This window comes from Serratia sp. Nf2, from assembly GCF_003028435.1.
GTDB lineage: Bacteria > Pseudomonadota > Gammaproteobacteria > Enterobacterales > Enterobacteriaceae > Serratia > Serratia marcescens_L.
Genome location: NZ_PYTW01000007.1, coordinates 257838 through 274997 on the forward strand (window position 1 = coordinate 257838; position 17160 = coordinate 274997).

At 60.3% G+C, this 17160-nt stretch carries 17 protein-coding genes; 7 read left to right on the forward strand and 10 right to left on the reverse strand.

What is annotated here, in order from left to right:
• Positions 1 to 42: 42 nt before the first annotated feature.
• The 5 genes from mnmE (at position 43) to C9411_RS17125 (ending at position 5074) form a co-directional block, all read left to right on the forward strand.
• A complete protein-coding gene (mnmE, locus tag C9411_RS17105) occupies positions 43 to 1407 on the forward strand; it encodes a tRNA uridine-5-carboxymethylaminomethyl(34) synthesis GTPase MnmE (RefSeq protein ID WP_004933873.1) in 1365 nt (454 codons plus the stop codon).
• 149 nt (positions 1408 to 1556) lie between these two features.
• Positions 1557 to 2357 carry an MBL fold metallo-hydrolase gene (locus C9411_RS17110; RefSeq protein WP_107227540.1) on the forward strand — a complete coding sequence of 267 codons (801 nt, stop codon included), beginning with the start codon at positions 1557 to 1559 and terminating at the stop codon, positions 2355 to 2357.
• A gap of 133 nt (positions 2358 to 2490) precedes the next feature.
• Complete coding sequence (locus C9411_RS17115) at positions 2491 to 3216, forward strand: 4'-phosphopantetheinyl transferase superfamily protein (RefSeq protein WP_107227541.1); 726 nt, start codon at positions 2491 to 2493, stop codon at positions 3214 to 3216.
• 161 nt (positions 3217 to 3377) lie between these two features.
• The gene (locus C9411_RS17120; RefSeq protein ID WP_025304752.1) at positions 3378 to 3944 is read left to right on the forward strand and encodes an NADPH-dependent FMN reductase; all 567 of its coding nucleotides are present in this window, start codon (positions 3378 to 3380) and stop codon (positions 3942 to 3944) included.
• A 77-nt stretch (positions 3945 to 4021) separates the two neighbouring features.
• Positions 4022 to 5074 carry a hypothetical protein gene (locus C9411_RS17125; protein WP_063989175.1) on the forward strand — a complete coding sequence of 351 codons (1053 nt, stop codon included), beginning with the start codon at positions 4022 to 4024 and terminating at the stop codon, positions 5072 to 5074.
• A 35-nt stretch (positions 5075 to 5109) separates the two neighbouring features.
• Here C9411_RS17125 and C9411_RS17130 read toward each other — a convergent pair whose 3' ends face one another.
• The gene (locus C9411_RS17130; protein WP_063989176.1) at positions 5110 to 6447 is read right to left on the reverse strand and encodes an NCS2 family permease; all 1338 of its coding nucleotides are present in this window, start codon (positions 6445 to 6447) and stop codon (positions 5110 to 5112) included.
• A gap of 235 nt (positions 6448 to 6682) precedes the next feature.
• Here C9411_RS17130 and C9411_RS17135 point away from each other — a divergent pair, with 235 nt between their 5' ends.
• Positions 6683 to 7087: an NUDIX domain-containing protein gene (locus tag C9411_RS17135; RefSeq protein WP_063989177.1), complete on the forward strand. Its 405-nt coding sequence runs from the start codon at positions 6683 to 6685 to the stop codon at positions 7085 to 7087.
• 46 nt (positions 7088 to 7133) lie between these two features.
• Positions 7134 to 7802, forward strand: a complete 669-nt coding sequence (yieH, locus tag C9411_RS17140) for a 6-phosphogluconate phosphatase (protein WP_063989178.1) — start codon at positions 7134 to 7136, stop codon at positions 7800 to 7802.
• Here yieH and C9411_RS17145 read toward each other — a convergent pair.
• The 9 genes from C9411_RS17145 to glmS all read right to left on the reverse strand — a co-directional run bounded on the left by C9411_RS17145 (position 7799) and on the right by glmS (position 17061).
• Positions 7799 to 8539 (reverse strand): amino acid ABC transporter permease, encoded by a 741-nt coding sequence (locus C9411_RS17145; protein WP_049200565.1) that lies wholly within the window; start codon positions 8537 to 8539, stop codon positions 7799 to 7801. The genes yieH and C9411_RS17145 overlap by 4 nt on opposite strands.
• A gap of 1 nt (position 8540) precedes the next feature.
• Positions 8541 to 9254: an amino acid ABC transporter permease gene (locus tag C9411_RS17150; RefSeq protein WP_025304748.1), complete on the reverse strand. Its 714-nt coding sequence runs from the start codon at positions 9252 to 9254 to the stop codon at positions 8541 to 8543.
• 81 nt (positions 9255 to 9335) lie between these two features.
• The gene (locus tag C9411_RS17155; protein WP_063989180.1) at positions 9336 to 10175 is read right to left on the reverse strand and encodes an ABC transporter substrate-binding protein; all 840 of its coding nucleotides are present in this window, start codon (positions 10173 to 10175) and stop codon (positions 9336 to 9338) included.
• A gap of 168 nt (positions 10176 to 10343) precedes the next feature.
• Positions 10344 to 11078, reverse strand: a complete 735-nt coding sequence (gene phoU / locus C9411_RS17160) for a phosphate signaling complex protein PhoU (protein WP_063989181.1) — start codon at positions 11076 to 11078, stop codon at positions 10344 to 10346.
• 11 nt (positions 11079 to 11089) lie between these two features.
• The gene (pstB, locus tag C9411_RS17165) at positions 11090 to 11860 is read right to left on the reverse strand and encodes a phosphate ABC transporter ATP-binding protein PstB (protein ID WP_016929614.1); all 771 of its coding nucleotides are present in this window, start codon (positions 11858 to 11860) and stop codon (positions 11090 to 11092) included.
• 54 nt (positions 11861 to 11914) lie between these two features.
• Positions 11915 to 12805 carry a phosphate ABC transporter permease PstA gene (gene pstA / locus C9411_RS17170; RefSeq protein WP_025304746.1) on the reverse strand — a complete coding sequence of 297 codons (891 nt, stop codon included), beginning with the start codon at positions 12803 to 12805 and terminating at the stop codon, positions 11915 to 11917.
• Between the two features lies 1 nt (position 12806).
• Entirely contained in the window at positions 12807 to 13763 is a 957-nt protein-coding gene (gene pstC, locus C9411_RS17175) for a phosphate ABC transporter permease PstC (protein WP_004933822.1), read from the reverse strand.
• A gap of 91 nt (positions 13764 to 13854) precedes the next feature.
• Positions 13855 to 14895 (reverse strand): phosphate ABC transporter substrate-binding protein PstS, encoded by a 1041-nt coding sequence (gene pstS, locus C9411_RS17180; RefSeq protein ID WP_043140725.1) that lies wholly within the window; start codon positions 14893 to 14895, stop codon positions 13855 to 13857.
• 336 nt (positions 14896 to 15231) lie between these two features.
• Complete coding sequence (glmS, locus tag C9411_RS17185) at positions 15232 to 17061, reverse strand: glutamine--fructose-6-phosphate transaminase (isomerizing) (RefSeq protein ID WP_049200563.1); 1830 nt, start codon at positions 17059 to 17061, stop codon at positions 15232 to 15234.
• Between the last annotated feature and the right edge of the window lie 99 nt (positions 17062 to 17160).

Genomic DNA, 17160 nt, shown 5'->3' on the forward strand with positions numbered 1-17160 from the left:
TTAGACCGCCTTTTTGCATCTTAATCGTCAGAGAGAACCGTTATGAGCACCACCGATACCATCGTAGCCCAAGCCACCCCGCCGGGACGCGGCGGCGTCGGCATTCTGCGCATTTCCGGAAGCAAGGCCAAAGACGTCGCCCAGGCGTTGCTCGGCAAGCTGCCGAAGCCGCGCTACGCTGACTATCTGCCGTTCCGCGACGCCACGGGTGCCACCCTCGATCAGGGCATCGCGCTGTGGTTCCCGGGGCCGAACTCCTTCACCGGCGAAGACGTGCTGGAGCTGCAGGGCCACGGCGGGCCGGTGATCCTCGATCTGCTGCTCAAGCGCGTGCTGGCGCTGCCTGACGTGCGCATCGCACGGCCCGGCGAGTTCTCCGAGCGCGCATTTCTCAACGACAAGCTCGATCTGGCGCAGGCCGAAGCGATCGCCGATCTGATCGACGCCAGCTCCGAGCAGGCGGCGCGTTCAGCGATGAACTCGCTGCAGGGGGCGTTTTCCACCCGTATCCACCAGCTCGTGGAAGCGCTCACTCACCTGCGAATCTACGTGGAAGCGGCGATCGACTTCCCGGACGAGGAAATCGACTTCCTGTCCGACGGTAAAATCGAGGCGCAGCTCAACGACGTGATGGCGGATCTGGATAACGTGCGTGGTGAAGCGCGCCAGGGCAGCCTGCTGCGCGAAGGAATGAAGGTAGTGATCGCCGGGCGCCCCAACGCCGGTAAATCGAGCCTGCTCAATGCGTTGGCCGGGCGCGAGGCGGCGATTGTCACCGATATCGCCGGCACCACTCGCGACGTCTTGCGCGAACATATCCATATCGACGGCATGCCGCTGCACATCATCGACACCGCCGGCCTGCGCGACGCCAGCGACGAAGTTGAGCGTATCGGCATCGAACGTGCGTGGAACGAGATCGAACAGGCCGACAGAGTGCTGTTTATGGTTGACGGCACCACCACCGCCGCCACCGAGCCGGCGGAGATCTGGCCGGAGTTTATGGCGCGCCTGCCAGGCACGCTGCCGATCACCGTGGTGCGCAACAAGGCCGACATCACCGGTGAAACGCTGGGTCTGACGGAAGTGAACAACCACTCACTTATTCGCCTGTCGGCCCGCACCGGCGAGGGTGTCGATGTGCTGCGCGATCATCTCAAACAGAGCATGGGCTTCACCAGCAACATGGAAGGCGGCTTCCTGGCGCGCCGTCGCCACCTGCAGGCGCTGGAACTGGCGGCACAGCACCTGGTGCAGGGCAAAGAACAGTTAGTGAGCGCTTACGCGGGCGAGCTGTTGGCCGAGGAATTGCGCCAGGCGCAGCTGGCCTTGAGCGAAATCACCGGCGAATTCACCTCCGACGACCTGCTGGGCCGCATCTTCTCCAGCTTCTGTATCGGTAAATAACACCGCCATAACGCTTTCACGGCCGGGACAAAACCCTTGTTCCGGCCGTTTTTCTTTCCCGCGCTCGCTCTGCGCGCCGGCTCACAGAGCCGCCGCAGCGCCCCGCGCTATACTGGAAAGTCAGGAATCTCACTCAGGAACGAGTCAACATGGCATTAACCCTCAGGGTCCTGCTGGAAAACCGGCGCGCCGCCGGTGCCGACCCACGATTGCAGGCCAAGGCCGGGCTAAGCCTGCTGATTGAGGATGAGACGACGTCCATACTGTTCGATACCGGCCCCGACGACAGCTTTCTGCGCAATGCGGCGCTGATGGGCGTCGATCTCTCCCGTATCACCGCAACGGTGCTCTCCCACGGCCACTATGATCACTGCGGCGGCGTCGCTTGGCTGCCGGACAACAGCCGCATCATCTGCCACCCGCAGGTCGGCGATGAGCGCTATGCGGCACTTAAGGTGCTGGGCTACAGCCAGAAGATCAAAAAGCTCTCTTTGGATATCGACTACGCGCGCCACCGCATGCACTACAGCCGTGAACCGCTGGCGATCGGCGATCGCTTTATGTGGTCAGGCGAGATCGCGGTGCCCGCCCCGCGCGCCTACGGGGTGATCGCCGGGGAAAACGCGGCGGTGGACTACGTGATCGACGAAGGGGGGCTGATTTACAAATCGGATCGCGGTCTGGTGATCGTGACCGGCTGCGGGCACCGCGGGATCATCAATATCGTGCGCCATTGCCAGAAAATCACCGGGATCGGTCGGATCCACGCCCTGATCGGCGGTTTTCATCTGCGCTGCGCTTCCCCGCGCACGCTCTGGCACGTCCGCCGTTTTTTGCGGCAGCATCAACCGGAAAAGATCATGGGCTGCCACTGTACCGGCGCCTGGGGCCGGCTATGGTTACCGGAAGCGATCGCGCCGGCCACTGGCGATAGCTGGATCCTGGAATAACGCCTGCGCCGCTCATGATTGAAATCGGCAACAAATCGGATAAAACGCATAGTGTTTTTTGATGATAAATCCTCAACTTAGTCTTAATCTAACACCCCTGCGTTCTTAGCGACCCTCTGTCATGGAGTGAACAATGGCGTGTCATTTTGCCCGATGGACCCCGGCCTCCGCTGTCCTGGATACCCAGAGACTCTCCGACGAAGTGATAGCCGCCACCCGCACCTTTTCCGTTAAACGCCGCACGCGCTTTCTGCAAGGGCGTATTCTGCTCGCCGAAATGATGTTCTACCTGTACGGCCTGCCGACGCTGCCCCCCATCGCCACCACGCCGACCGGCCGCCCCTGTTTCGCCGATCATCAGCTGCCCGATTTCAGCCTCGCTTACGCCAGCAACACCGTGGGCGTGCTGCTCAGCGACGAGGGCAAAGTCGGACTGGATATCGAAGTGATGCGGGCGCGCGGCACCCGGCAAACCGCGCTGCAACACGCGCATCAGACGCCGGCAGAAAGTGCCTGGATCGCCGCGCAGGACGATCGGCTGGAGGCAGAGACACAGCTGTGGAGCATCCGGCAAAGCGTGCTGAAAATTCCCGGCCTCGGCAACAGCGGCCAGGCTACGCTGCGTCTGCATCCCTTCTCCGGCCACCTGCGCTCCAGCGCCACGCCGGACGTTCAGGTGATGAGCGACGCCGACGAATACCTGAGCTGGGCCTGCGCCGGCAGCCCCGGCCTGGACCGCCTGCTGTGCTGGCGCTACGAAGAGCGCGGCGGACTGCGCAAAGACGGGGAAATCTCGCCGCGCAGCCCGGCGGCGTCCTCGCGCTTCGTCAAACTGACGGGCCTGAAGACGCCCGGTTAACGCAGCGCAAAGCGGATAACGCTGTCTTTATCGCACGAGTTGCTGGATTAAATTGTAAAGACAGCTAAATGTTGAGCAATCGCCTATTCTCGCCCCGCGCTTTAGCCTACTATTCGCCCATGTTGTACGCTGAATCTGCTCATTCGAAAGGGAGAATCACCATGTCAGACCAAGCCTTGAAAATCGTCACTCTGCTCGGCAGCCTGCGCAAAGGCTCCTACAACGCCATGGTGGCCCGCGCCCTGCCTGGCCTGGCTCCACAAGGCGTCACCATTGAAGCGCTGCCTTCCATCCGCGATATCCCGCTGTATGACGCCGACATGCAACAGGGTGAAGGCTTCCCTGCCGCGGTCGAGGCGATCGCCGAGCAGATCCGCCAGGCCGACGGCGTGATCATCGTCACCCCTGAATATAACTATTCCGTGCCCGGCGGGTTAAAGAACGCCATCGACTGGCTGTCGCGTTTGCCGAATCAGCCGCTGGCCGGCAAGCCGGTCGCCATTCAAACCAGCTCGATGGGGCCGATCGGCGGCGCGCGCTGCCAATACCATCTGCGCCAGATCCTGGTGTTCCTCGATGCGATGGTAATGAACAAGCCTGAGTTTATGGGCGGCGTGATCCAGAGCAAGGTCGATGAACAGGCCGGTGAACTGAGCGATCAGGGAACGCTGGATTTCCTGACCGGCCAGCTGTCCGCATTCAGCGATTTTATTCGCCGCGTGGAGTGACCGTCTCGCGGCGCCCGCGGGGCGCCGTAACAGGACATGAAGTCCGTCAATTCATTGAAAATTAAAGCCATAGCATCATGTATTTTTTCATTTTAGCGTTATTTTTTGTTTCCATCACCAGTCCCGCTTTCGCCGCAGACATGCGTTATCCCGCCGGTGAAGAGCCGCTGGAGCTGCCGGCACACAGTGCGCTCAACGCCCAGCTGTCGCGATCCGCGCAAAACCAGGAAGACAAAAAGCTGGGCGCCATGTCGCTGTACCTGACGCTGATGCGCGAAGACGGCCGCAACGTCTGGGCGCCCTACCAGCTGGCGGTATCGTCGGCGGAGAAAGGCCAAACCGAGCTGGCGGAGCGCTACCTGCAGCTGAGCGCCGATCGCGGCCTGTGGTACTACTACAACCTGCTGGAGGACGACGCCTTCAACAGCATCCAACACTCCGCCACCTACCAATCGATCCTGGCCGCCACCAAAGCGCGCTATCTGCAGCACGCCCGCCACTATGAAGGCAAGGCCAGCTACGCGATGCCGGACGGCGAAGCGCCGCCAGAAGGCTGGCCAACGGTGATCTTCCTGCATACCTACGGCAAAGCCGCCGCCATCAGCCCGGAAGAACGGCTGCTGTTCGGCGAAATGGGCGTGGCCTACATCGAGATCAACGGCACGCAAATGCTGTCGGAAAACAGCTTCCGCTGGTCGAATTACAGCGATGAGAGCACCCACTCCGCCATTCAGCGTACGCTGCAACAGCTGGCTCCGCAGCTAAAGCTGAATACCCAACGGATTTACCTCAGCGCCCGCGGCCAGGGCGCACTGCACGCCGCCAACCTGATCGCGAAGTACCCGCAGTTTTATGCCGGCGCGCTCCTGATCGCCCCCAACGGCGAGATCAAGCCGGCCCAGCAGTCGCTGGCGGCGCAAAAGAAAATCGTGATGGCGTATTACGATCGGCAGAACTTCAGCGAGCAGGCGCTGGCATTACACTTCGCCAATCTGTTCGGGGAGGATAATCAGGTGCAGACGCTGCACTTCGCCCAGGGCGAGGATGCCGCCGGCAGTTGGCAGGCGCGCTTCAGGCGACCGTTGCAGTGGGTGTTGGATCGGGCGCCGGATGCGACGCCGGGCGTCTAGGGGTTCAGGGCCGACAGGCGTCGGCCCTTTGGCGGTCAATGACCGTCGACGAAGACGATCTTCAGCACGAACAGCAGCGCCACCACCACCACGCACGGGCTGATTTCACGCCAGCGGCCGGTGCCGAGCTTCATCACGCAGTAGGAGATAAAGCCGAGCGCAATGCCTTCGGTGATCGAGAAGCTGAACGGCATCATCACCGCGGTGACAAACGCCGGTACCGCTTCGGTCAGATCGTCCCACTTCACCCGCGCCAGGCTGGAGGTCATCAGCACGCCGACGTAGATCAACGCGCCGGCGGCGGCGTAGGCCGGCACCATGCCCGCCAACGGCGACAGGAAGATCACCAGCAGGAACAGCAGGCCGGTGACCACCGCCGTTAAACCGGTGCGGCCGCCGACGGCGACGCCGGACGAACTTTCGATGTAAGCGGTCACGGAAGAGGTGCCCGCCAGCGAACCGGCCACCGAGCTGATGCTGTCTACGTACAGCGCCTGCTTCATGCGCGGGAACTTGCCCTGGCTGTCGGTCAGGCCGGCTTTATCGGTGACGCCGATCAGGGTGCCGGAGGAGTCGAACAGGTTCACCAGCATAAACGAGAAGATGATCCCGGCCAGCCCGATGTTCAGCGCGCCGGCCACGTCGACCTGGCCCACCACCGAGGTGATGCTCGGCGGCAGGGAGAACAGGCCGCCGTATTTCACGTCGCCCAGCATCCAGCCGATCAGGGTGGTGACCACGATTGACACCAGCACCGCCGCATGGAAGTTGCGCGAAGAGAGCACGGCGATGATGAAGAAGCCGAGTGCCCCCAGCAGCACATTGTGCGAGGTCAGGCTACCGATGGTCACCAGCGTGTCCGGGTTGGCCACCACGATGCCGGCGTTTTTCAGCCCCATCATGCCGATGAACAGACCGATGCCGCTGGTGATGCCGACCCGCAGGCTGACCGGTATGTTGGCGATCATCCAGTAGCGGATGCGGAAAATGGTCAGCAGCAGCAGGCCGACCGCCCCCCAGAAGATGGCGCCCATGCCCACCTGCCAGGAGATGCCCATCGCCCCGACTACCACGAAGGCGAAGAAGGCGTTCAGGCCCATCGCCGGCGCCAGCGCCACCGGCAGGTTCGCCAGCAGGCCCATAAAGATGCTGCCAAAGGCGGCGATCAGACAGGTGGTGACAAATACCGCCTGGGTATCCATGCCCGCCGCGCCCAAAATTTGCGGGTTAACGAACACGATATACACCATGGTGAGGAAGGTGGTGATACCGGCAATCGTTTCCGTACGCGCCGTCGTGCCATGTTGCTTGAGTTTAAACACGCGCCCAAGCAAGCCTTGCTCAGCGTCAAGGCCAGATACTGGTTTGGTCATTATCAGAATTCCGAAAATGGGAATGGACAGTCGCCGGCTATCCTATAACAAAAAGTGGGGCTTTTGACGCCGGTCACAGGTTTTTTTCGCCGTCTTTACGGCTAAACGCCTCAACGGCTTGTATTTACAGGCATTCATCCCCCGTTGCCGCCCGCTGCGTTGCCGTTTGCCGGCACGGCCGATAAAATGGCCTATCGCATCTCTTACCCTACCCGCTAAAAAAACAGGAATCCGCATGTCTTCGACCTTTATCGATAAGCTCGCGTTGATCGCGCTGAAAGATGACAAAGTGGCGCTGGTGCGCTCACATAATAAGACGCTGTTTTATATGCCGGGCGGAAAACGCGAAGCGGGTGAAACCGACGAACAGGCGCTGTGCCGCGAAATCGACGAAGAGCTGACCGTTGCGCTGCTGCCGAACTCCATCGCATTTTACGGCGAGTTCGCCGGCCCGGCGGACGGCAAACAGGACGGCACCCAGGTGCGCATTCGCTGCTACCAGGCCGACTTTACCGGGCAGCTGCAGCCGGCCGCCGAAATCGCCGAGCTGAGATGGTGCGACAGCCGCGACTTGCCGCACTGCTCGCACGTCGCCGCACTGATTTTGCACGATCTTAAGGCGCGTAGCCTGATCAAGTGATCGCTGAGCGGCCTCAGCGGCGTTAACCCGAAGGAACCTGTCCCGCATGAATCAGATTGACTGCATTTTGTTCGACTGCGACGGCACGCTGGTGGACAGCGAAGTGCTGTGCAGCAAAGCCTATGTACACATGTTCGCCCACTACGGTATTCACCTGTCGCTGGAAGAGGTATTCAAGAAATACAAAGGGGTGAAGCTGTACGAGATCATCGATCGGGTCAACGCCGAGCAGGGCACTGACCTGGCAAAAGAGACACTGGAGCCACTGTATCGGCAGGAAGTGGCGCGGCTGTTCGACAGCGAATTACAGCAGATTGCCGGCGCCCGCGAGCTGCTGGCGCAGGTGACGGTACCTGTCTGCACCGTCTCCAACGGGCCGGTCAGCAAGATGCAGCACTCGCTCGGCCTGACCGGCATGCTGCCTTATTTTGATGACCGGTTGTTCAGCGGCTATGACATTCAGCGCTGGAAGCCGGATCCGGCGATCGTGTTTCACGCCGCCGAACAGATGCAGGTGCCGGTGACGCGCTGCATCCTGGTGGACGACTCGCCCGCCGGCGCCCAGGCCGGCATCAACGCCGGCATTCCGGTCTTTTACTTCTGCGCCGATCCGCATAACCCGCCGATCGATCACCCATTGGTAACGACCTTTGACAACCTGGCTCAGCTGCCCGCGCTGTGGCGCGAACGCGGCTGGCGGCTGACGGCCGATTAACTGGCCGGCAACGGTGGCTTGTTGCGCCACCAGCGCCAGGACCGTTTTAGCGCGCGGGTTTGCGCGCCGAAGCGGCGGTTGACCGCGTTGGCCAGCAGATCGAGCGCCAGACAGAACACGAAATAGACCAGCGCCACGAACAGGAACACTTCCATCGGGTAGACCATGCTGCGGTTGTTGACCTGGGTCGCCAGAAAGGTCAGTTCGCCAACGCCGACGATATAAGCCAGCGAGGTGTCTTTGATCAGGGAGATCCACTGGTTGATGAACGACGGCACCATCATGCGCAGCGCCTGCGGCAGCACGATCATGCGCAGCGTCTGCCAACGGGTCAGCCCCAGAGAAAGCCCGGCCTGCCACTGGCCGGGACCGATCGCGGCGATGCCGGCCTTCACCGCATGGGCCAGATAGGCCGAAGCGATCAGCGCCAGCGCGCACACCACGGTAGTGATTTCCGGGATCTCGACGCCAAACACCATCGGCAGCAGGAAATAGGTCCAAAAGATCAGCATGATGACCGGAATGGCGCGGAAAAAGCCCAGCACCGCCGCCAGCAGCCCGGCGGCGACGCCGCGCGACATCGCCAGCGCCACGCCGAATAACGTGCCGAGCACCGCCGAGGCTACGCCAGCCATCAGGCTGATCGCCAACGTCAGCGCGGCGCCGCCTAATGGGCCATCCGGCCAGGTGCCCCACAGCAGGTAGCCCAGGTTATCGTGAATTACGCTGAAATCCATCTCAATGTCCTCCCAGCGGTTTACGCTGTTGGCGCCACATGCCCCAGCCTTCCAGCAGCGCGATAATGGCGATATACAGCACCGTCGCCACGCCGAACGCCTGGAAGGTGCGCAACGTTTCGGTTTCGACCTGGCGCGAGGCGTAAGAGAGTTCGGCAACGCCGATTGCCATGGTCAGCGACGAGTTCTTGATCACGTTCATGTATTGGCCCAGCAGCGGCGGCAGCGCGATTTTCAGCGCCTGTGGCAGTACCACGTAGCGCATCGCCTGCCAGCCGGTCAGCCCCAGCGCCTGCGCGGCATATTTCTGCCCGCCGGCGACGCCGCGAATACCGGAACGGATCTCTTCGGCGATAAAGGCGGTGGAGTAGAGCGTCAGGCCGAAGAAACCGGCGAGAAACTCGAACGACGGCCACTCAAGCGGGCCAACCTGATGTGAACTGTTCAGCCATTGCATGGCGGCGGACGGCAGGATCTGCCCGGCGGCGAAGTACCAGAAGAACAGCTGCACCAGCAGCGGCGTATTGCGAAACAGCGAGCTGTACCCCATCGCCAGCCAGCGCAACGGCCGCAGGCTGCTGTCGCGCATCGCCGCCAGCACAAAGCCCAGCAGCGTGGCCGCCAGGCCCGCGCAGGCGGAAAGCCACAGCGTCAGCAGAAAGCCGTGCCACAGCCAGCTCAGGTATTGCGGCGCCAGCAGCCAGTCCAGGTTCATGTTCAATCCTTGTCTTGCAGAATGCATCAGGGGCGCAGCAAGCTGCGCCCCTCCGTGCCGATCTCAGCGCGAGCGGTTAAATCAGGCTTTCGGTTGCTGATCCAAAGGCGCGATTTTGAAATCGCCGCGCGGTTGGGCGGATTGGGTTTCCGGCCCGAACCAGCGATCGTAAATCTTAACCGCTTCGCCGTCTTTTTCCAGCGTGATCAGCGTCTCGTTCACCGCGGCGGTCAGGCGATCTTCGCCCTTGGGAATGCCGACGCCCTGGTATTCTTTGGTAAGACTGAACGGCGAAATTTCAAATTCCGCCTTCTGTGCCGCCGGCAGGTTGCCGAGCAGGCCGACCAGCTTGGCGTCATCCTGAGTGATCGCCTGCACGTTGCCGTTGCGCAGCGCCACGAACGCCAGCGGGGTGTCATCGTAGGAGATCACTTTCGCCGTCGGGAAACGCTCGCGCAGGGTGATTTCCTGCACCGTGCCCTTGTCCGCGCCGATGCGCAGCTTCTTGATGTCTTCCGGGGTTTTCAGCACGCCTTTGCGGGCGATGAATTTCTGGCCGGTGGCAAAGTACGGCACGCTGAAGTTCACTTCCTTGGCGCGCTCGTCGGTAATGGTGAAGTTGGCGGCGATCAGGTCAACCTTCTTCGACACCAGCAGCGGAATGCGGTTGGCCGGGTTGGTGGCGCGCAGCTCCACTTTTACCCCCAGCGCTTTGCCGATCGCGTCGGCGACGTCCACATCGTAGCCCACCAGCTTCTTGCTCTGCGGATCGATGTAGCCGAACGGCGGGTTGCTGTCGAACACCGCGATGCGCACCACGCCGGCTTGCTTGATATCGTCAAGTTTGTCCGCGTGCGCGGCGCCGGCGGCGAGGCCGGTCAGACTGGCTAACAACGTTAAGGCCAAAGCGCGATGTTTCATAGAAAGCTCCTAAGTGGTTGATGTCCTGCTGGCGGATAAGCTAGCAAGCGCCACATAGGTCAGGAAATAATATAAAAAGCTATATTTATAACCTTTTTATCTTTACGCGCTTAAGATGGAATAAAGGCGCGGGAAACCGCGCCTTTGAAGGATATTACCCGGAAAGGGTTAGTCGGCTTTTTCGTCTTTAGCGCCCGGAGAGAGCAGCTTTTCCAGGGCGTCGCCACCCAAATGACGGAAGTCCTGCCCTTTGACAAAATAGAAGATAAATTCGCAGATGTTCTGGCAGCGGTCGCCGATACGCTCGATAGAACGGGCGCAGAACAACGCGGTCAGCACGCTCGGGATGGTGCGTGAGTCTTCCATCATGTAGGTCATCAGCTGACGCACGATGCCTTCGTATTCCTGGTCGACCTTTTTATCTTCGCGGTAAATACGGATCGCCTCGTCCAGATCCATGCGCGCAAACGCGTCCAGCACGTCGTGCAGCATCTGCACAGTGTGGCGCCCCAGCGATTCCAGGCTGACCAGCAGCGGCTGGTGCTGGTGCGAGAACTTCTCCAGCGCGGTGCGGCAGATTTTGTCCGCCACGTCGCCGATACGCTCCAGCTCGGAAATGGTTTTGATGATCGCCATGACCAGGCGCAGATCGCTGGCGGTCGGCTGACGCTTGGCGATGATGCGCACGCAGGCTTCGTCGATCGCCACTTCCATCATGTTGACCTTGGCGTCGCCTTCGATCACGCGCTTGGCCAACTCGCCATCCTGATTGTGCATCGCGGTGATGGCGTCGGTCAGCTGTTGCTCCACCAGCCCGCCCATGGTCAGCACCTGGGTGCGGATATGCTCGAGCTCTGCGTTGAACTGGCCGGAAATGTGTTTGTTTAAATTCAGGTTATCCATGATGCTTCCTATCAACCATAACGGCCAGTGATGTAGTCTTCAGTCTGCTTTTTCTGCGGCGCAGTGAACAGGTTATCAGTATCACTGAACTCGATCAGCTCGCCCAGATACATAAATGCGGTAGAGTCGGAGCAGCGCGCCGCCTGCTGCATGTTGTGCGTTACGATCACCACGGTGTAATCGGCCTTCAGCTCGCTGATCAACTCTTCAATCTTGCCGGTGGAGATCGGATCCAGCGCCGAGCAAGGTTCATCCAGCAACAGCACTTCCGGACGAATGGCGATGCCGCGGGCGATGCACAGACGCTGCTGCTGGCCGCCGGAGAGGCTGTAGCCGCTCTGGTGCAGCTTGTCCTTGGTTTCGTTCCACAGCGCCGCCTTGGTCAGCGCCCACTGCACGCGTTCGTCCATATCGGCGCGCGACAGCTTTTCAAACAGGCGAACGCCGAAAGCGATGTTGTCGTAAATCGACATCGGGAACGGCGTCGGCTTCTGGAACACCATGCCGACCTTGGCGCGCAGCAGCGCGATATCCGAGTTGTCGGTCAGGATGTTCTGGCCGTCCAGCAGGATGCCGCCTTCCGCGCGCTGTTCCGGGTACAGCTGGTACATCTTGTTGAAGGTGCGCAGCAGGGTGGATTTGCCGCAGCCGGACGGGCCGATAAACGCGGTGACCTTGTTCTTGGCGATATCCAGCGTGATGTTCTTCAGCGCATGGAATTTGCCATAGTAGAAGTTCAGATCGCGTACCTGAATTTTGCTGCTGGAAGCGTCAGTAACCATACTCATCAAGACTTCTCTCTTTTCATCAGCGCCGCCAAAACGGCGCTCAAAATTTTATGAATGCTTTTTCTTGGCGAAAACCACGCGCGCCAGGATATTCAGTAACAGTACGCACAGGGTGATCAACAGCACCCCGGCCCAGGCCAGCTGTTGCCATTCGGCGAACGGGCTCATGGCGAATTTGAAGATGGTCACCGGCAGGTTGGCGATCGGCTGCATCAGGTCGGTGCTCCAGAACTGGTTCGACAGCGAGGTGAACAGCAGCGGTGCGGTTTCCCCCGCGATGCGCGCAATCGCCAGCAGCACGCCGGTGATGATGCCGGACACCGACGCCTTCAGCGTGATGGCGGAAATCATGCGCCATTTCGGCGTGCCCAGGGCGTAGGCGGCCTCGCGCAGCGTATCCGGCACCAGCTTCAGCATGTTCTCGGTGGTACGAATGACGATCGGCACCTGCAGCAGCGCCAGCGCCACGATACCGGCCCAACCGGAGAAGTGTTCCATCTTCGCCACCACGATGGTGTAAACGAACAGGCCCACCACGATCGACGGTGCGGACAGCAGGATATCGTTGATAAAGCGGATCACTTCCGCCAGCCAGGATTTACGGCCGTATTCCGCCAGGTAGATGCCGGCCATGATGCCCAGCGGTGTACCGAAGAGGGTCGCCCACAGGATCAACAGGCCGCTGCCGGCGATGGCGTTGGCCAAGCCGCCGCCCGCGGTATTCGGCGGCGGGGTCATTTCGGTGAACAGCGCCAGCGACATACCGTCGAAGCCTTTGGTGACGGTGGCGATCAGGATCCAGATCAACCAGAACAGCCCGAACGCCATGGTCGCCATCGACAGGAACAGCGCGAGGCGGTTTTTTTGCCGGCGCCAGGCCTGCATTTTGCGGCGGCTTTCCGCCAGAACGACTGCGTTTTGCATATCCATCGTCGCCATGTTAACGCCCCTCATTCTTGGCCAGACGCATGATCATCAGTTTCGACAGCGCCAGCACGATAAAGGTGATAACAAACAGAATCAGGCCCAGCTCCATCAACGCGGCGGTGTGCACGCCGGACTCGGCTTCGGCGAATTCGTTGGCCAGCGCCGAGGTGATGCTGTTGCCCGGCATGTACAGCGAAGCGCTGTCGAGCTGGTAGGTGTTGCCGATGATAAAGGTCACCGCCATGGTTTCCCCCAGCGCACGGCCCAGGCCCAACATCACGCCGCCGATGACGCCGTTTTTGGTGAACGGCAGCACGATGCGCCAGATGACTTCCCAGGTGGTGCAGCCGATGCCGTAGGCCGACTCTTTCATCATTACCGGGGTCTGTTCGAACACGTCGCGCATGACCGCAGCGATGTAAGGAATGATCATGATCGCCAGGATCACCCCGGCGGCCAGGATGCCGATGCCGAAGGCGGGGCCGGAGAACAGCTCGCCGACGATCGGAATGCCCGACAACACTTCGCCCACCGGCGTCTGGAAGTATTCGGCGAACAGTGGAGCGAACACGAACAGGCCCCACATGCCGTAGACGATGCTCGGGATGGCCGCCAGCAGCTCAATGGCGATGCCCAGCGGCCGCTTCAACCAGTTCGGCGCCAGTTCGGTCAGGAACAGCGCGATGCCGAAACTCACCGGCACGGCGATGATCAGCGCGATAAGCGAGGTGACCACGGTGCCGTAGATCGGCACCAGCGCGCCGAACTGCTCCGCCGGCGCATCCCACTCTTTGGTCCACAGGAAGGCGAAGCCGAATTTCTGCATGCTTGGCCAGGAGGCGAAGATCAGCGAAACGATGATGCCGCCCAGCAACAATAGGGTAATCAGCGCAGCCAGTCTCACCAGCGCGCTGAAAATGATGTCACCGTTTTTGCCCGGTGCTTTGATGGTCGGCTTGTACTCAGCCATAGATTACTCTCTGTTTGAACCCTGGCAGCCCCAACCGGGATCGGAGCCTGAAGAACTGTGTGGGGCGCGGCGAACCCGCGCCCCTGCGTTGTTAGTACAGCGCTTTACCTGAACTGTCTTTTACGTTGGTTTTCCAGGCCGCGCGCACCTGCTCAACCACTTCTGTCGGCAGGGTGGCGTAATCCAGCTCGTTCGCCTGCTTGGCGCCGGTTTTGTAAGCCCAGTCGAAGAACTTCAGCACTTCGGCGCCCTGAGCAGGGTTTTTCTGCTCTTTGTGCACCAGGATGAAGGTGGTGGAGGTGATTGGCCACACGTTGTCGCCTTTCTGGTCAGTCAGATCCTGAGCGAAGGTCTTGCTCCAATCCACGCCTTTGGCCGCGTTGCTGAAGCTCTCTTCGGTCGGGCTGACCGGTTTGCCGTCGGCGGAAACCAGCTTGGTGTAAGCCAGGTTGTTCTGCTTGGCGTAAGCGTATTCTACGTAGCCGATAGAGCCTGGCAGACGCTGAACGAAGGCGGCGATGCCGTCGTTGCCTTTGCCGCCCAGACCGGTCGGCCAGTTAACGGTAGAACCGGCGCCAATCTTCTCTTTCCACTGCGCGTTGGCCTTGGACAGGTAGCTGGTGAACACGAACGAGGTGCCGGAACCGTCGGCGCGGCGCACCACGGCGATGTTCTGGTCAGGCAGTTTCACGCCTGGGTTCAGCTTGGTGATAGCCGGGTCGTTCCATTTTTTGACGTTGCCCAGGTAGATATCGCCCAGGGTTTTACCGTCCAGAGTCAGTTCGCCGGATTTGATGCCCGGGATATTCACGGCCAGCACCACGCCGCCGATCACGGTCGGGAACTGGAACAGGCCGTCGGCCGCCAGCTTGTCGTCAGACAGCGGGGCATCGGAGGCGCCAAAGTCAACGGTGTTGGCCACGATTTGCTTCACGCCGCCAGAGGAGCCGATGCCCTGATAGTTAACTTTGTTGCCGGTTTCTTTCTGATAAGAATCTGCCCACTTGGCGTAAACCGGAGCGGGGAATGTCGCACCTGCACCGGTCAGGCTGGCAGCAGCGAACGCGGACACGGCGGTCAGGGAGAAGGTCGCTGCCACAATACTGGCGACGGTGGTACGCATCAGTTTCATAATCCCTCCTAATGGGATACTTAAAATCGACTTCGAGTCGTTTTAATCAGAGTAAGTATTGCTGCAGGAGGGAAAATAGGACAGTTTGGTGACAGAAAAATGTACGCAATATGACAGTTATATTACAGTGTATTTGAGGAGTAATGATTTATATAAAAATCAATTCGTTAAATCAAAAACAGCGCAATTGCCAAGCAATAAAAAAACCGTTTTGGCGCGGCCTATCCGCTTGAATATGACAACGTTTATCCCTGAATAGGCGCCGCAGTCATCTTTCGCGTTGCTCATGAAAAAAGCCGGCGCTAAGGCCGGCTTTTGCAGTTTACCTGCGGCAGATTACTCTACGGTGACAGACTTCGCCAGGTTGCGCGGCTGGTCAACGTCGGTGCCTTTGATCAGCGCCACGTGGTAAGACAGCAGCTGCAACGGCACGGTGTAGAAGATCGGCGCCACGATTTCCTCGACGTGTGGCAGAGGAATGATGGTCATGCCTTCGCTGCTGACGAAACCGGCGTCCTGATCGGCGAACACGTACAGCTGGCCGCCGCGCGCGCGCACTTCTTCAATGTTGGACTTCAGCTTTTCCAGCAGTTCATTGTTCGGCGCCACCACGATCACCGGCATATCGGCGTCGATCAGCGCCAGCGGGCCGTGTTTCAGCTCGCCCGCCGCATAAGCTTCGGCGTGAATATAGGAGATCTCTTTCAGCTTCAGCGCCCCTTCCATGGCGATCGGATACTGATCGCCGCGGCCGAGGAACAGCGCATGGTGCTTGTCGGAGAACCCTTCCGCCAGCGCTTCGATCTCTTTATCCATCGACAGCATCTGCTCGATGCGCGCCGGCAGCGCCTGCAGGCCGTGCACGATCTCCTGCTCCACGCTTTCCGCCATGCCTTTCAGACGGCCCAGACGTGCCACCAGCATCAACAGCACGGTGAGCTGCGTGGTGAAGGCTTTGGTCGAAGCTACGCCGATTTCCGTGCCGGCCTTGGTCATCAACGCCAGATCGGATTCGCGCACCAGCGAAGAACCCGCCACGTTACAAACGGCCAGCGAACCGAGATAACCCAGCTCTTTGGACAGGCGCAGCGCCGCTAATGTGTCGGCGGTTTCGCCGGATTGCGACAAGGTGATGATCAGGCTGCCTGGACGCACCGCCGATTTGCGGTAACGGAATTCGGACGCGATCTCGACATCGCATGGCACGCCGGCCAACGCTTCAAACCAGTAGCGCGCCACCATACCTGAGTGGTAAGAAGTGCCACAGGCGATAATCTGCACGTGCTGCACCTTGGCCAACAGCTCATCGGCACGCGGGCCCAGCTCGCTCAGGTTGATTTGGCCATGGCTGAAACGCCCTTCCAGGGTGTTTTTCAGCGCCAGCGGCTGTTCGTAGATCTCTTTTTGCATGTAGTGACGGTAAGCGCCCTTGTCGCCGGCGTCATACTGCACCTGGGATTCGATCTCAGGGCGCTCGATGGCGTTGCCCTGCTTGTCGAAGATGTTGACGGTGCGGCGAGTCACTTCCACCACGTCGCCTTCTTCCAGGAAGATGAAGCGGCGGGTGACCGGCAGCAGCGCCAGCTGATCGGAAGCGATGAAGTTTTCCCCGACACCGCGGCCGATAACCAACGGGCTGCCGGAGCGCGCAGCGACCAATACGCTCGGATCGCGGCTGTCCATCACCACGGTGCCGTAGGCGCCGCGCAGCTGTGGGATCACGCGCTGAACCACTTCCAGCAGCGTACCGCCTTGCAGTTGTTCCCAGTGCACCAGGTGCGCAATCACTTCGGTGTCGGTTTCGGAGCTGAAGCGATAACCGCGTTCGATCAGCAGTTCGCGCAGCGGTTCGTGGTTTTCGATGATGCCGTTATGCACTACGGTAATGTAGTCGGAAACATGCGGGTGCGCGTTCGCCTCGGTCGGTTCACCGTGCGTTGCCCAGCGGGTGTGAGCGATGCCGGTACCGCCGTGTAGATCGGTTTGCTCCGCCGCTTCGGCCAGTTTTTGTACCTTGCCTACGCGGCGCAGGCGACTGACGTTGCCTTTCTCGTCGACCACCGCCAGACCGGCGGAGTCATAACCGCGGTACTCGAGACGACGTAAACCTTCCAACAGGATTTCTGCGATATCACGTTGCGCTACTGCGCCTACAATTCCACACATCAGTTATATTCCTAATGAACGCCCTTCATGGGCGCTTTCGATGCCTTGACCTGATTTTTGCCGGTTTTTACCGTGCGTCCCCCGAGCCTGTAGATGGTG

Excerpts from the sequence above, each read along its gene's own strand:
- mnmE (WP_004933873.1), top strand. The coding sequence starts at position 43 with ATGAGCACCACCGATACCATCGTAGCCCAAGCCACCCCGCCGGGACGC.
- C9411_RS17110 (WP_107227540.1), top strand. The coding sequence starts at position 1,557 with ATGGCATTAACCCTCAGGGTCCTGCTGGAAAACCGGCGCGCCGCCGGT.
- C9411_RS17115 (WP_107227541.1), top strand. The coding sequence starts at position 2,491 with ATGGCGTGTCATTTTGCCCGATGGACCCCGGCCTCCGCTGTCCTGGAT.
- C9411_RS17120 (WP_025304752.1), top strand. The coding sequence starts at position 3,378 with ATGTCAGACCAAGCCTTGAAAATCGTCACTCTGCTCGGCAGCCTGCGC.
- C9411_RS17125 (WP_063989175.1), top strand. The coding sequence starts at position 4,022 with ATGTATTTTTTCATTTTAGCGTTATTTTTTGTTTCCATCACCAGTCCC.
- C9411_RS17130 (WP_063989176.1), bottom strand. The coding sequence starts at position 6,447 with ATGACCAAACCAGTATCTGGCCTTGACGCTGAGCAAGGCTTGCTTGGG.
- C9411_RS17135 (WP_063989177.1), top strand. The coding sequence starts at position 6,683 with ATGTCTTCGACCTTTATCGATAAGCTCGCGTTGATCGCGCTGAAAGAT.
- yieH (WP_063989178.1), top strand. The coding sequence starts at position 7,134 with ATGAATCAGATTGACTGCATTTTGTTCGACTGCGACGGCACGCTGGTG.
- C9411_RS17145 (WP_049200565.1), bottom strand. The coding sequence starts at position 8,539 with ATGGATTTCAGCGTAATTCACGATAACCTGGGCTACCTGCTGTGGGGC.
- C9411_RS17150 (WP_025304748.1), bottom strand. The coding sequence starts at position 9,254 with ATGAACCTGGACTGGCTGCTGGCGCCGCAATACCTGAGCTGGCTGTGG.
- C9411_RS17155 (WP_063989180.1), bottom strand. The coding sequence starts at position 10,175 with ATGAAACATCGCGCTTTGGCCTTAACGTTGTTAGCCAGTCTGACCGGC.
- phoU (WP_063989181.1), bottom strand. The coding sequence starts at position 11,078 with ATGGATAACCTGAATTTAAACAAACACATTTCCGGCCAGTTCAACGCA.
- pstB (WP_016929614.1), bottom strand. The coding sequence starts at position 11,860 with ATGGTTACTGACGCTTCCAGCAGCAAAATTCAGGTACGCGATCTGAAC.
- pstA (WP_025304746.1), bottom strand. The coding sequence starts at position 12,805 with ATGGCGACGATGGATATGCAAAACGCAGTCGTTCTGGCGGAAAGCCGC.
- pstC (WP_004933822.1), bottom strand. The coding sequence starts at position 13,763 with ATGGCTGAGTACAAGCCGACCATCAAAGCACCGGGCAAAAACGGTGAC.
- pstS (WP_043140725.1), bottom strand. The coding sequence starts at position 14,895 with ATGAAACTGATGCGTACCACCGTCGCCAGTATTGTGGCAGCGACCTTC.
- glmS (WP_049200563.1), bottom strand. The coding sequence starts at position 17,061 with ATGTGTGGAATTGTAGGCGCAGTAGCGCAACGTGATATCGCAGAAATC.